Consider the following 13,577-nt stretch of genomic DNA (forward strand, 5'->3'; position numbering starts at 1 on the left):
CGCAGGTCGGCCGGGAGCGCGTGCTCTGCGCGCTCTCGGGCGGCGTCGACTCGGCGGTCGCCGCGCTCCTCGTCTACAAGGCGGTCGGCGACCAGCTCACCTGCGTCTTCGTCGACCACGGCCTGCTTCGCCTCAACGAGGCCGAGACCGTCGTCGACCTGTTCCGGCATCACTACAACATCCCGCTCGTTCACGTTGACGCGTCGAAGCAATTCTTAAGCGAACTCCACGGCGTCACCGACCCGGAAGCCAAGCGCAAGACCATCGGCCGCCTCTTCATCGACGTGTTCGATGCCGAGGCGAAGAAAATAGGCGGCGCCGATTTCCTCGCGCAGGGCACGCTCTATCCCGACGTGATCGAGAGCGTGTCGTTCACCGGCGGCCCGTCGGTCACGATCAAGTCGCATCACAATGTCGGCGGCCTCCCTGAGCGAATGAACATGAAGCTGGTCGAGCCCTTGCGCGAACTGTTCAAGGACGAGGTCCGCGCGCTCGGCCGCGAACTCGGCCTGCCCGAAATCTTCGTCGGCCGGCATCCGTTTCCGGGCCCCGGCCTTGCCATCCGCTGCCCCGGCGACATCACGCGCGAGAAACTGGAAATCCTGCGCAAGGCGGACGCCGTCTACATCGACCAGATCCGCAAAGCGGGTCTCTACGACGAGATCTGGCAGGCCTTCGCCGTGCTGCTGCCGGTGAAAACCGTGGGCGTGATGGGCGACGGCCGCACCTACGACTACGTGGTCGGCCTGCGCGCGGTGACCTCGACCGACGGCATGACCGCGGATTTCTACCAGTTCGACATGAGCTTCCTCGGCGCCACCGCGACCCGCATCATCAACGAGGTGAAGGGTGTGAACCGGGTGGTGTATGACGTGACGAGCAAGCCGCCGGGGACGATTGAGTGGGAGTAGGAGAACCGGCGGCGAAATCGTAGTTCCGCGCAGATCCCCCATTAGTCCCATGAGGCTCCGGCGTTCGTTGCCGCCAGACACCAAGCTTGGAGATTTCTCTCTCCGGCACCGAACCATGGAGAACCATGGTAGCCGGTCTATCGCTACAGGTGGCGCGGCCGGGGTTGTGCCCTGAATCGAGAAACGGGGATCGTTCTTCTTTATCGTGGTACCGCAACACCGGACTGCGCGAGATCGCTCTCGATCAACCTATTCGCATGAAGAACTAATGATCAGAATTTGCGCCGATAAATGTTTCGAATTATCAGCGGCTTATCTAGGTACTCAACCTAAAGTATCTTACCCACGATGGGCTGTGAATAGCCGTCCTTGAAAAATCCTGAATCAGCTACTAAATTCGATCCAATTTATTCATTGGAGGGTTGAGTGAATACGACAGATGCGCTGCTGAAAGCCATTCTGGCAACCGTTGGGCGTACCGCCTTCCCACCGGAAGCTCTGTATAAGATCGTGGCGCCGACGGCGGGCAGCGACAAGCAGTTGGCCGCGTACAACATGTGCAACGGCGAGAGGGCGCAATCGGATATTCGAAAAAAGCTAAAGCTTGATGCGGGCAATTTCAGCCGCCTCGTGACGAAATGGGTTGAGGCTGGCATCATTGTTCGGGTCGGCGCCGAGGAGTTTCCGCTCCACCTCTATCCACTCGTTAAGCCGAGTGGAAAAACCCCGAAAAAGGCGAGCTGACCATGGCTGACGAGATCGGGGCAAAACTCGACATTCTCATCAAATTGCAAGCTGCTGCGCTGACAAGTTCGATGGAGTCAAGCAAGGACAAAATTCAGTTCTTGGCGCAGGCGGGCCTTCGGCCCAGCCTTATCGCCGAGATCGTCGGCACGACGGCGAACCACGTCAATGTGACGCTCTCCAAAGGACGCAAATCGGTGAAGGGGAAATGAAGGCGATGGAGCGCAAAGATGAAAACTCGCTTACTGAAGAGATCCATTCCGTCAAAATGCTTCTTATCCTTCAGGCACTAGCAACCGGCTGCCAGCAGAAACATATTGCCGCCGCGCTTGGCGTCAGTGAACCAACGCTCAGCCGCATGCTGCCCAAAGGTTTCGCAAAGGAGATTGCGAGAATCGCTAACCGCCGCATGGAGGTGCGCGAATGACAATCACCGACGAGCAGGCGACGGCCATTTTGAAGGAACTTGAAATGTTGCGGAAGCTGAAAATGCTTGAACTTCTCGAAAAAGGCTACTCGCAGGGTCAGCTCGCGCAGGTGCTTGGCGTGAGTCAGCCTACCATCAGCCGCATGGTCCCGAAGGTAACACCGAAGAAGAGCTAGGACTATGAGGGGCAGACAGGCGGTCGTTGACCCGACAGGAAACTATGAGGAGAACAACCAGCGCCTCGGCAAGAGCCTTGGACAAGCCAAGCTGCGGCGCAGGTTATTCGACGTCATCTACGGCCGCGGCTCACGGCCTCGTTCCCGCAAGCAACTCATGACAGTTGCGGAAATAAAGCCCACGGACGCCCAGCAGGCCCAAAACGAAATCGAATATCTCTATAAGAAGCACCTGGTCGCACGTATTGCCAACGAAGGTTACGCGGACGACGGAAGCCATTACGTCTATCTGAAGGACGAATACGTACGCGCCAACCGCGACGACATCGTCAAGATCGCGAACAATCCAAAATTGGCCGCGAAGATGGCGACCAAACGCTCTCCGGCGTTAAACGGGAAGACGGTGATTGTGCGTCAGTTGGTCACGCCATCGGCCCTTAAGAAGCGAAAACATCTCGACGTGCTCTACTTGATGGCCAATCCGATCCGGCGATATGCGCTCCGGGTCGACGCCGAAGTCACCAAGGTTGCAGAGGAGATCCGTCGTTCACTGTTCCGAGACAATGTTACGCTTCACCAATTGCCGGCCGCCAATCTCGACACGCTTATCCGCGGTCTGAACGATCACCGGCCTCGTATCGTACACTTTTCGGGCCATGGCAGCGCGGACGGCATCGCCGTCGATGACGGGGGTATTAAACGGATCAAGAGGCAAGTCCTGAGTTTCGACATTCTGGGCAAAGCGCTTAGCGCCACGGATAAGCCGCCCGACGTCGTGGTTCTTAACGCCTGTGAAAGTGTTGGCGCCCGTACTGCTCTTCTCCAGACGGCGAAGGCCATCATTGTCATGCAAGACGAGATCAGCGACCTTGCCGCGGTGGCGTTTGCCATAAAGTTCTACGGCGGGATCGCCAGCGGTCAGCCCCTACAGTTCGCTTTCGAGCAGGGCTGCGTCGCCGTTGAATCCGTATCAATCAGCGAAGCCGCAACACCTGTTCTCATTACTGCCAAAGGATTCAATCCGAAGAAACTCATCCTGGCTTAAGTGAATTTCGGCACATCAGGTAAGTTTTCGGCTCGTAGGAATTGCGGTGACAGGACCCTTAGGGTGGGTTAGCGGAGCGTAACCCACCACTTCGCCGCATAGCAGGTAGCGCGGTGGGTTACGCCTGCGGCTAACCCACCCTACGTACTTACCGTGTCATCTCGGGTATGCCTTCTCGCCAGTCTTATCCGCACTGGCGACGGTAATTGGACGGTGCATTGAGGCGCCATTTTCTTGACCGTCAGACAGTCCAGAGTTCACATGCCAATCCAGAACTTTGGCTTATGTGCTGAGATCGAGACCCGAGTCTATGCGAAGTCGCGATGAGATACCAAGTCATCGCCACCATGAGATTCAGAGAGTTCGTGGCGAGCTTGAGCGAGACGGTTTTCCACGGCTCCAGATGTTGCTGCTCGTCACGCTCACGGGCGCATCAGGCTTTATCGCTTCATACATTCTTCTTCACGCTGGTATCGTCGAAATTTGGCTTAGGTACCTCGCCGCATTCGGTGTCGCGTACCTTCTGTTCCTAGGTCTGCTGTGGCTTTGGCTAAGAACAAGAGCGAAGGACTACGCTGACCTTCCAGATTTGTCGGACTCACCATCATCTGGCTCAGGTAGCTCTGGCACTTGTTTCAGTGGCAAGGGCGGCGAGTTTGGGGGCGGAGGAGCCAGTGGCTCGTTCGATGCATCATCCGAGCACGTCTCCGTAATTGGCGATTCGAGCAGTCCCGTCGGTGATGCTCTTGGTACGGCTGCTGAAGCTGAGGAGTTTGCTATTCCGCTCGTCGTCTTGGTTCTCGTCGCCACTATGTTTTTCTCGTCCCTCTTCATGATCTATTCGGCCCCAGCACTCTTCGCCGAACTCTTGGTTGATGGTGTGCTTTCCGCGAGTCTCTATCGCAGGCTTCGCGGTCTCGAAACGCGGCATTGGCTGGAAACTGCACTGCGGCGTACAGCTTTGCCCTTCGCGCTCACCGCCGTGATCGTTTCCGCATCTGGTTGGGGCATGGCACTTTATGCGCCAGGGGCTCATTCAATCGCCGATGTCATTTCTCATTCGAAACAAGCTGATTAGCCCGTAGGGTGGGTTAGCGGAGCGTATCCCACCACTCTCGCCGGATGGCAGGCGACGCGGTGGGTTACGCCTGCGGCTAACCCACCCTACGACTGTGTTGCTTGCATCCTTGCCGCCCGGTCACATGTACTTCCGCACCCGGTATCGGATCTCGTAGTCGCCCGGCGGCAATGGTGATACCTGGCGCGGCGGCGCGATGAACTCGATGCGTTGCCACGGTCCGAATTCCTTCTCCAGCGCGGCATCGGGCTTGATGGGCAGCTGCCAGTAACCTTCCGTCGCGTTGTTGAGCCGCAGGGACATGGTCTGGTGCGGATCGGTCTTGTGCAGGAGGAAGGCGCCCGCGATCTCGTAGCGGTCGCCGACAAGGCGAATGCTCTCGATGTAACAGCCGTGACCGCTCCGGCTGTCCCATATGGTCAGGTCGACGTCGAGATCGCCTTGATCGGATGCCGTGATGCCTGGCGGCAGACGCAGCTCATATTGCACGGACGGAATGCCGGAACTCTTGGGCCAGTCGAAGGAAGCGATCATGAGCCCGGCGCCGCCGAATGCAGTCGCCGCAAGCAAGACCAGCGCGCCCCGCTGAACCAGCTTGCCGGCGCCGATCAGGCGCAAGGCCGACCAGGCGCCCGTCAACGCCCCGACGAACAGCCCGGATATCGTGCCCCAGATCAGCATGTCCTTGAGTTCGGCGATGTCCCGGTCCGTCAGCGATGCGATGGAGTAGACGAGTTGTTCGCCGGCGCCCTGGCCGAGCCACGCGCCCGCAACGACCGCGGCGACGAACAGGATCAAACGGGTCAGAAACAACAAGGTTGGGTTGATGGTCATTACCGTTTTCCAGCGACCGGCCATTCTCGATGTGCATCGGCCCGATGCTTGGTCGGCTACTTGCCCGATCCGGTTCGAGCAAGCTCGTCCGATATCTGGACGGCAGTCCATTAGATCGTAGGGTGGGTTAGATTAGCGGAGCGTGACTCACCGCTTTTGCCGCAAGCCGTGTGGGTTACGCCCGAGCCTGTCATCGGGCCGCGCTTTGCGCGGACCCGGCGGGTTACGCCCTGCGGCCAACCCACCCTACGGCTGCCTCGCTTACGCCCGCGCCGCCCCGTTTCACATGTACTTCCGCACCCGGTATCGGATCTCGTAGTTGCCCGGCGGCAGCGGTGAGACCTGGCGCGGCGGCGCGATGAACTCGATGCGCTGCCACGGTCCGAATTCCTTCTCCAGCGCGGCATCGGGCGTGATCGGCAGCTGCCAGAAACCTTCCGTCGCGCTGTTGAGCCGCAGGGACATGGTCTGGTGCGGATCGGTCTTGTGCAGGACGAACTCGCCCGCGATCTCGTAGCGGTCGCCGACGCGTCGGATGCTGCCGATGTAACAGCCGTGACCGATCCGGCTGTCCCATACGGTCAGGTCCACGTCGGCATTGCCTTGATCGGACACCGTGATGCCTGGCGGCAGCCGCAGTTGATATCGCACGACCGGCGTGCCGGAACTCCTGGGCCAGTCGAAATAGGCCGTCATGAGCGCGCCGCCGCCGAATGCAGTCGCCGCAAGCAAGACCAGCGCGCCCCGTTGAACCAGCTTGCCGGCGCCCATTAGAAGCAGGGCCGACCAAGCGCCCGTCAACGCCCCGACGAACAGCCCGGTGATCGCGCCCCAGATCAGCATGTCCTTGAGTTCGGCGATGTCCCGGTCCGTCAGCCATGCGATGGAGTAGACGAGTTGTTCGCCGGCGCGCTGGCCGAGCCACGCGCCCGCGGCCACTGCGGCGACGAACAGGATCAGGCGGGCGAGAAACAACAAGGCGAGCTTGATGGTCATTACCGTTTTCCAGCGACCGGCCATTCTCGATGTGCATCGGCCCGATCCTTGGTCGGCCACTGGCCCGATCCGGTTCGAGCAAGCCCGTCGGACCAACTGATTGCTGCACCCGACGGGCAAAGCACGCAAGATGTTGGTCAAACTCTCGCAGCAAAAATATTTGGCTTTCCCGAAATTCGGAATCGGCGTATATGCCTCCCGTCTCACCCGGCACGAGGGGCGGTCGTACGTCGTCGCGAAACGCGGGTTTGGGATGCGGTGGACGCGGCAGCGTCGGGCGCGCGGGCAGTCGCAGGGCTGGCCTTCAAGGCTGGTGAGCGATCAGGCGGCGCGCGGACGAACGACGATGAAGAGCGTTCTTGTTTCGGTTCGATGGCGAGCGCACGCCAGCCGTCGGAAGGTGAGGCAGGGATGTCCGCGTACGGCAAAATCGTGTGGCCTGACGCCCGAAGCTGGCGCCAAGTCCGCGGAGGCGGTTTGCATCCAACCGGATGCGAAGTGCATCCAATCTGCGGGCGACGGTGGCAATAGAGCTCGTCTCACCGGGGCGACCACGACATAAGCCGTAAAACCATCGCGCAGGGAAGGCCGGGATGTCTCGGCTGCCCTGTGGTCCAACCCGTGCGCGTTTGCGCACGGACCGCGGGTGTCAGCCGGCACCCGGCCTTCCCTGCGCCCTCGGTGTGAAGAGGGTGTGGAAGTACAGCACAACTCGGGCAAAACATGCCGCGGGAAGGCGGAGTCGTATCCACAGTTTGGATATGCGTTGTTGCTTGACTCGTCTTTGCGAGCGAAGCGAAGCAATCCAGACTGCCTCCGCTGCGACAGCCTGGATTGCTTCGTCGCTTGCGCTCCTCGCAATGACGAAGCCGAGAGAGCCGCGAACATCACTCTTTCACCGTCATGCTGAGGAGGCCGCGCAGCGGCCGTCTCGAAGCACGACGGCCACACTGGGCCGTTCATCCTTCGAGGCTCGCATTCGCGAGCGCCTCAGGATGACGGAAGTGGCAGCGTCGTCGTTGCGAGGAGTGCAGCGACGAGGCAATCCAGACGATCGCCGTCGAGACAGCCTGGATTGCTTCGCTTCGCTCGCAACGACGATGCGGATGATGAGGGAGGGAACATCGCGAGCAGAAATAGCGGGGAGGGTGCGCGCAGCCCCGAGACGGACGGTACCGCAGTTACTCCGGACTTTCCGTTCCATCGGCGTGAACGGGTATCTCCGAAATCGTCGCGCCGCTCATATCACAGGCCTGGATGATATTGCGCGTCACGAGCCATCGTTTGACCCGGACCTGGTCCAATTCGGATTCATCGGCGAGGTCGCCGGCGAAATTCCGCCACTGATCGAGATTTCGTGCCGGCACGCCTACCACGACGGCAATCCCGAGCTCGGCTGCTTCGGCAATGGTGTCGCGGACTCCGCCGCCTTCCGCCTCGACCTTTCCGAATTTGTTCAGGACAAGAACTGCCGGCTCCTCGGCAAGAGCTCTCTTGAGCAAGCCGAGGGCATCGGACAGGGCCGAGCGGTCGAGCCGACATCCTCGCGCGCTGTTTCCCCGGTACTCGGAAATCCGCAGGATGTCGCCAGAGGCAAGCTCCTCGATATCCATGTCGCACTTTGCGCGGTCCCGGAGGAACTGGTTATGCTGCACCAGGCCGGCGACGTGGACCCCCATGTCGCGAAGCCCGTAGCCAAGATCAGCGAGGAAGCGGTCGGCCGCGATCCCGTCCGTGTAAACCACGGCCAGGATCGCGCGCGTGTTCTTCGTTTCAGCGTCTGCCGTCATCGTCGCCTCCCCATGGCCTGCAAGTCATGGCACTCGTCCATTGCCGTTGCCGCCGGACGTCTCGCGCAGTTCGGCCTGAATCCCCAGCTTCTTGAGCTTTTCCCAGAGATTCTTCCGGCTGATGCCCAGTGCCGACGCCGTCTGGCCCATGTGCCAGTTGTGGCCGTTCAGCGCGTTGACGATGTACCGGCGCTCGCAAGCCTGCAGATACTGGCTGAGATCTGTTTCCGGTGCCGCGCTTGGCGCGATGATGCCCTCCTGAAACAGCGCCTCTGCGGACAACACGTGCCCGGTGGTGAGAATGCTGGCACGTTCGATTGCGTGCTTCAGCTCGCGCACATTCCCCGGCCAGGGATAGTCGAGCAGCGCCGTCTCTGCGGCAGGGTGCAGCCTCTTGCGCACATCGCCGTGGGTGCTGGCGTAATCGTCGAGAAACAGCGCAGCCAGCCAGAGAATGTCGTCCCTGCGCTCGCGCAAGGGCGGGATCTTGAGCTGGATGACGTTGATTCGATAAAACAGATCTTCCCGGAATCCTCCGGCCTCCACCATCTGCCTGAGATCGCGGTTGGTGGCGCAGACCAGGCGCAGATCGACGGGGATCTGCCTCTCGCCGCCGACCCGGACGATCGCGCGCTCCTGGATGGCCCGCAGCAGCTTCACCTGCATGGCGAGCGGCATCTCGCCGATTTCGTCAAGGAAGAGGGTGCCGCCGTTGGCCTGTTCGAAAACGCCCTTCCGGGTGCGTACGGCACCGGTGAAGGCGCCCTTTTCATAGCCGAACAGCTCGGACTCCAGCAGCGTCTCGGTAATCGCACCGCAATTGACGGCGACAAAAGGTTGTTCCGCGCTGCCTGCTGTCGCGTTGCGGTGCAGCTCCAGGGCGACCTTCTCCTTGCCGACCCCCGACTCCCCGGTGATGAGAATGGTGGTGGCGTGCCGCGCAAGCCGCGGCAGCATTGCGGCGATCCGGCGCATCGGGGGCGACACGCCGAGCGCGGCGCCGGGCTCCTCGCAGGACAGCGCCGATCGCGGCAGTGCGGCCTGTTGCCTGATCTTCTCGACGAGGGCCTCGAGATCGAACGGCTTTGTGATGAAATCGGCCGCGCCCTGTTTCAGCAGTCGCACGGCTGCATCGATGGTTCCGAATCCAGTAATGAAGATGAAGGGCGGCAGCTGGGTGCGCGTTGCCTGGAGCCGGGTGAACATCTCGTCGCCGGTGAGGTCCGGCAGACGGATATCGCTGATTACGGCGTCATATCGTTCCTTCTCGATGCTGGCGAGCGCGCTGCGCGCGCTCTTGTGCCAATCGCAGGCGAAGCCTTCCAGTTGAAAGCGATCGCACAGCGAGTCGCCCATGATCTCGTCGTCTTCCACCAGGCAGAGGCGCGATTGTGCGGCCGTCATGGCGAAGCCTCCACGATCGGGAGCGTCACGACAAAGCAGGTCAAGCCCGGTTGGCTCTGCACCGCGATCTCTCCCTTCATCTGCTGCGTGATCTGGTAGATCACCCACAGCCCGAGGCCGGTGCCGCCCTCCCGTGAGGATGAAAACGGCTCGAACAGATAGTTCATCCGCTCCGGCGGAATGTGCTGGCCGCCGTTTTCCACGCGCATGATCATATTGGTGCTGTCCCGGTAGATATGACAGCGTACCCGCCCCTGGGTCTCGACCGCGGCAATGGCATTGAGGAGCAGATTGATGAGGATTTGCCGCACGAGGGTCGAAGGCAGGGGGAGCGCGTCCATGATGTCGTTTTCCCAGACGAGCTCCGCCGACTTGCGGTGAGCATCCGACAGCACAAGCGTGCAGGTATCCTCGATGTCCTGCACCGAAAGGGGATGGCTTTGCAGCCGTGCTTCAACGAGCAGGGCCGCAATGATGTCCTTGATCTGGACCAGGCCGCGCTCGATCAGCGACAAGGTTTTCATCGTCTGCGGGTCGTCATTGCCGTGCTTCTTGAACGTGCTTATGGCGTTCAGCATGCCACCGAGCGGGTTGTTGATCTCGTGAGCAATACCTGCCGCCAGGCGCCCCACGGCCGCCAACCGCTCCGAATGCAGCATCTGAGCTTCGAGCGCTTCCTTCTCCTTGAGCTGGCCGAGCATGCGCGCAAATGCCGTCCCCACCTGGCCGATTTCATCACGCGAGACATACAGCCTGCAGTCGGCGAGATCGGGCAGCGTAGGGCCGACGCGCCCCATGGCCTCGGCGAGCCTGGTGAGCGGGATCGCCATGCGCCAGGCCCAGTACCAGGTCACTGGCAGAAGCAGCGCGAGCGCCAGCAGGGTCATCACCACGGCGCTGCTCGCCATGTCAAAGAAGCGCGGCACGAACATGGATCTCGAATAGCCCATCACCAGTGTCGCAAGCCTGACCTCGTCCGACATGATCGGCGTCAGGATATAGAAACGGTCGGTGCTGGGCAGCGTGATCACTGTGAATTCCGGGGCGACCATGGCGTCGATTGCCTGTCGCAGGGGGCCCGCGGCCGGATCGTCAGCAGCAAGGTCCGAGAGCATCGGATATTGCTTCGGCTGGGTCGAAACATACACCTTTTGCCGTGCATCGAGCACCATCATGACCTGCGGCTGGCTGCCTCGGCCTTCGCCCGTCGCCCGCGTCGGCGAATTGATGATCTCATAGGCGCGCCAGACATCGTCATGGAGGATGGCCGTTGCCAAGGGACGCGCCAGAACGCGACCCATGCTGGAAGCATCGGCGAGCAGGTCGTTCTTCAGGTTCTCGTAGACGCGGTACATGACGGCTGCCGTCACCACGGCGGCGGTGAATGCAATCAAAATGCTGGCGCGAAGCGGGATCTTGTAGCGGAAGCTGAGATTGCGAATCACAGCTCAATCCTCCGCAGCGGCGCGCATGACGGCGATGCTGTCAAAGAGCTGCTCGTCGGCTGCCGTGAATCCATCCAACCGAAGCTGAGCGATCAGACGCGCTCCTTCCTCATCCGCCGGCATGGCGATCAGGGTGTCGCGCATCATCTTGAAGTCTTCCGGCGCAACCGTCTTGGCTGCCACAAACGGAGGGAAGCCGTGTTCACTCGATGCGCGAACGATACGTGTCTGCTGGGTCAGCGCGGGATGTATCTGGGCGAGGACGTCCCAGATGTAGCCGTCGACGGCCCCGCCCTGAGCCAGACCATCGGCCACCGCCTGCACCACATTGCGGTGTGACCAGGTGAAGAACGTCTTGGCGAAAAACCCGTTTGGCTTCTGATGCAGGCTGAGCAGCTCGTGGACCGGCACCAGATAGCCGGAGTTCGAGTCACGATCCGAAAACGCAAACACCTTGCCTCGGAGATCGGCGATAGAGGCCGTCTGGTGGTCGGTCGCGGGAACGATGAGATAGGAGCGGTAAGTCGGCTTTCCCCGATAGACGGGCACGGCCAACAACGTCATCGCGTCCTTGTTGCGCACGTAGGGATAGCCGCACACCCAGGCAAATTCGAGTTTCCCGGTGCGCAACAGGTCTGTGATCTCGCGGTAGGTGGCGCGTTGGACGAACTCCACAGGGCGATGGAGCTTGCTGGTTAGATAATTGCGCCAGGAATTGACGAAGGCTGTCTGGTCGTCGAGGAAGACAGGGGTAAGGCCGATACGGATCGGCGTCTGGTCCGCACGTGAAACGGCAGCGCAGAAAAACGCGCAGCACAATATGAGCGCAAGCCTGATGCTGCTCCGCAAACGTCTCTCTCCCCGAATTCCGTTCCCGGGGAGTATAACGCGACGGCCGCTCCTCCACTCTTTGATTTAGATCAATATCCGGTGCGACCCGGTGTTACCGCGTCGCTACGGCCGGCGCTCGTGAGCCGAGATGTTTGTTACCGAACAGTAACGGCCTCATCGCTCGTCTTCTCAGCTCCCTCATTGAATCGAAACAACATTAAGCCGATGGCACGATCCTTGCGATCGCGTTTCCAGCCACCCGTGCGTGGCGCTGAAAAAATTGTGCCGCCCTTAGCGGCTAGGGAGGGAACGTTGGCATGACCGAGAAACTGACCTCTTCGAGCGAGACCAGAGGCGTGCAGGGCAAGAAGCGCTACGCCATGGTCATCGATTTGCGCCGCTGCATCGGCTGCGACGCCTGCATGGTCGCCTGCAAAGCCGAGTTTGACGTGCCCGTCGGCGTGTTCCGGACCTGGGTGCCGTACCGCGTAACAGGCACCTATCCGAACGTGAAGAAGCACTTCCTGCCGCGTTTGTGCAATCACTGCGACGACCCGCCTTGCGTGCGCGCCTGCCCGGTGGGCGCGACCTACAAGGAGGAGGACGGCGGCTTCGTGTTGCAACGCTATGAGCGCTGCATCGGCTGCAAGGCATGCATGGCGTCATGCCCCTACAACGCCCGCTTCATGTTGCCAGACAACCGCACCTACACCGAGGTGACAAACGTCGTCGACAAATGCACGTTCTGTTACCATCGCGTAACGGAGGGCCTTGCCCCGGCCTGTGTTCAGACCTGCATCGGACGCGCCCGCATCTTCGGCGACCTCAATGACCCCAACAGCGAAGTAGCGCAGTTGGTGGCGACCCAGCCCGTACAAGTGTTGCGCCCGGAGGAAGGCACGAAGCCGAACGTGTTCTACATCGGCGCCGACCGCAATCTCACCGAGCATGGCCGCGCGGTCTACGACACCCCGGAGGTGCTCGAGGAAGACCGCAAGAACTTTACAGACGCCGGTTAAAGGGGAGGGCACCATGGCCGATTTCAATATCTTCCACCACATGCCGTGGGAACCGACTTATGCGATCTACTTCTTCGTGATCGGTATCTCGGCGGCGCTGTTCTTCTTCTCCGCGTTGTCCTGGTTCAACGACGCGTTCCTGTCTCTCCGGCACCGGGCGTTCTATGCGTCCTTTGTTCTGCTGGTGATTGGCGGGCTGCTTCTCATTGGCGACCTGTCGCAGCCAATGCGGTTCATAAACATCCTCAATCCGTTCTATCTCAATTTCGCCTCGCCGTTGGCGTGGGGCGGGTTGAACCTCGTCTCGTTCGGGCTGGTCTCTGTCCTCTATTACCTCGCGATGTCGACGCAAAGTCCTCACGCGAAAGTGCTCGGCATAATCGGGTCGCTCCTGGCTCTCGGCTTGCCTGTTTACACCGGCTTCGACCTGACGGTTCACCAGAACCGCCCTGTCTGGAATACCCCGCTCATGCCGGTGCTGTTCGTGGCCATGTCGATTGTCTCGGGCGCGGCGGTGGCGACGTTCCTCGCGCTAGGTGAAGAGCGTCTTCAAGGCGTTCTGCGCGCAATCATATTGTGGTCTGCGGGTGCGGTAGCCGTCATGCTGGTCTCCCTCCTGGGAACGACGGCTTACGGCGGCGTCGGCCAGGAGCTCACCTTCATGCTCATGACGAGCGGTATGCTCGGCCTCATCTTCCTTGGCCTTGGCATCGCAGTTGGGTTGGCCGCGCCCATCGCGCTTCTCCTCGTACTAGGCCGGAATGCAACCGGCACGATGGCAGCTTCGGTTCTGCTGCTTATCGGCGGAATGGCGCTGCGTTACTCGATCCTCATCGGCGGCCAGCTTGTTCAGACCTACTTCTAAGGAGAACGCATC

15 protein-coding genes are annotated in these 13,577 nt (G+C 60.7%); 9 read left to right on the forward strand and 6 right to left on the reverse strand.

What is annotated here, in order from left to right; all coding sequences use genetic code 11:
- The 7 genes from guaA to HY852_RS13075 form a co-directional block, all read left to right on the forward strand.
- Nucleotides 1–911: glutamine-hydrolyzing GMP synthase (guaA, locus tag HY852_RS13045; protein ID WP_291605122.1), on the forward strand; the 911-nt coding region annotated here is incomplete at its 5' end.
- Nucleotides 912–1,337: 426 nt separating this feature from the next.
- Nucleotides 1,338–1,655, forward strand: a complete 318-nt coding sequence (locus tag HY852_RS13050; protein WP_291605123.1) for a helix-turn-helix domain-containing protein — start codon at nucleotides 1,338–1,340, stop codon at nucleotides 1,653–1,655.
- A gap of 2 nt (nucleotides 1,656–1,657) precedes the next feature.
- Nucleotides 1,658–1,867: a hypothetical protein gene (locus tag HY852_RS13055; RefSeq protein WP_291605124.1), complete on the forward strand. Its 210-nt coding sequence runs from the start codon at nucleotides 1,658–1,660 to the stop codon at nucleotides 1,865–1,867.
- Between the two features lie 5 nt (nucleotides 1,868–1,872).
- Nucleotides 1,873–2,082 (forward strand): hypothetical protein, encoded by a 210-nt coding sequence (locus HY852_RS13060; protein ID WP_291605125.1) that lies wholly within the window; start codon nucleotides 1,873–1,875, stop codon nucleotides 2,080–2,082.
- Nucleotides 2,079–2,258, forward strand: a complete 180-nt coding sequence (locus tag HY852_RS13065) for a helix-turn-helix domain-containing protein (RefSeq protein ID WP_291605126.1) — start codon at nucleotides 2,079–2,081, stop codon at nucleotides 2,256–2,258. Before HY852_RS13060 ends, HY852_RS13065 begins: the two co-directional genes overlap by 4 nt.
- 4 nt (nucleotides 2,259–2,262) lie before the next feature.
- The gene (locus tag HY852_RS13070) at nucleotides 2,263–3,303 is read left to right on the forward strand and encodes a CHAT domain-containing protein (protein ID WP_291605127.1); all 1,041 of its coding nucleotides are present in this window, start codon (nucleotides 2,263–2,265) and stop codon (nucleotides 3,301–3,303) included.
- A 403-nt stretch (nucleotides 3,304–3,706) separates the two neighbouring features.
- Nucleotides 3,707–4,381, forward strand: coding sequence for a hypothetical protein (locus HY852_RS13075; protein ID WP_291605128.1), 675 nt, complete (start codon nucleotides 3,707–3,709; stop codon nucleotides 4,379–4,381).
- 120 nt (nucleotides 4,382–4,501) lie between these two features.
- Here HY852_RS13075 and HY852_RS13080 read toward each other — a convergent pair whose 3' ends face one another.
- The 6 genes from HY852_RS13080 to HY852_RS13105 form a co-directional block, all read right to left on the reverse strand.
- Nucleotides 4,502–5,215, reverse strand: coding sequence for a hypothetical protein (locus tag HY852_RS13080; protein WP_291605129.1), 714 nt, complete (start codon nucleotides 5,213–5,215; stop codon nucleotides 4,502–4,504).
- Nucleotides 5,216–5,497: 282 nt separating this feature from the next.
- Nucleotides 5,498–6,211 carry a hypothetical protein gene (locus HY852_RS13085; protein ID WP_291605130.1) on the reverse strand — a complete coding sequence of 238 codons (714 nt, stop codon included), beginning with the start codon at nucleotides 6,209–6,211 and terminating at the stop codon, nucleotides 5,498–5,500.
- 1,181 nt (nucleotides 6,212–7,392) lie between these two features.
- Nucleotides 7,393–8,001, reverse strand: coding sequence for a DUF2478 domain-containing protein (locus HY852_RS13090; protein ID WP_291605131.1), 609 nt, complete (start codon nucleotides 7,999–8,001; stop codon nucleotides 7,393–7,395).
- Between the two features lie 24 nt (nucleotides 8,002–8,025).
- Entirely contained in the window at nucleotides 8,026–9,405 is a 1,380-nt protein-coding gene (locus HY852_RS13095; protein ID WP_291605132.1) for a sigma-54 dependent transcriptional regulator, read from the reverse strand.
- The gene (locus HY852_RS13100; RefSeq protein WP_291605133.1) at nucleotides 9,402–10,850 is read right to left on the reverse strand and encodes a HAMP domain-containing sensor histidine kinase; all 1,449 of its coding nucleotides are present in this window, start codon (nucleotides 10,848–10,850) and stop codon (nucleotides 9,402–9,404) included. The genes HY852_RS13095 and HY852_RS13100 overlap by 4 nt, the downstream gene beginning before the upstream one ends.
- Nucleotides 10,851–10,853: 3 nt before the next feature.
- Nucleotides 10,854–11,699 (reverse strand): PhnD/SsuA/transferrin family substrate-binding protein, encoded by an 846-nt coding sequence (locus HY852_RS13105; RefSeq protein ID WP_291605134.1) that lies wholly within the window; start codon nucleotides 11,697–11,699, stop codon nucleotides 10,854–10,856.
- A 299-nt stretch (nucleotides 11,700–11,998) separates the two neighbouring features.
- Here HY852_RS13105 and dsrO point away from each other — a divergent pair, with 299 nt between their 5' ends.
- Together dsrO and nrfD are read left to right on the forward strand one after the other, a co-directional pair.
- Entirely contained in the window at nucleotides 11,999–12,700 is a 702-nt protein-coding gene (dsrO, locus tag HY852_RS13110; RefSeq protein WP_291605135.1) for a sulfate reduction electron transfer complex DsrMKJOP subunit DsrO, read from the forward strand.
- Nucleotides 12,701–12,713: 13 nt separating this feature from the next.
- Nucleotides 12,714–13,565 carry an NrfD/PsrC family molybdoenzyme membrane anchor subunit gene (gene nrfD, locus HY852_RS13115; protein WP_291605136.1) on the forward strand — a complete coding sequence of 284 codons (852 nt, stop codon included), beginning with the start codon at nucleotides 12,714–12,716 and terminating at the stop codon, nucleotides 13,563–13,565.
- Nucleotides 13,566–13,577 lie beyond the last annotated feature (12 nt).

Origin of the sequence: Bradyrhizobium sp. (assembly GCF_016213215.1) — a bacterium.
Lineage (GTDB): Bacteria > Pseudomonadota > Alphaproteobacteria > Rhizobiales > Xanthobacteraceae > Bradyrhizobium.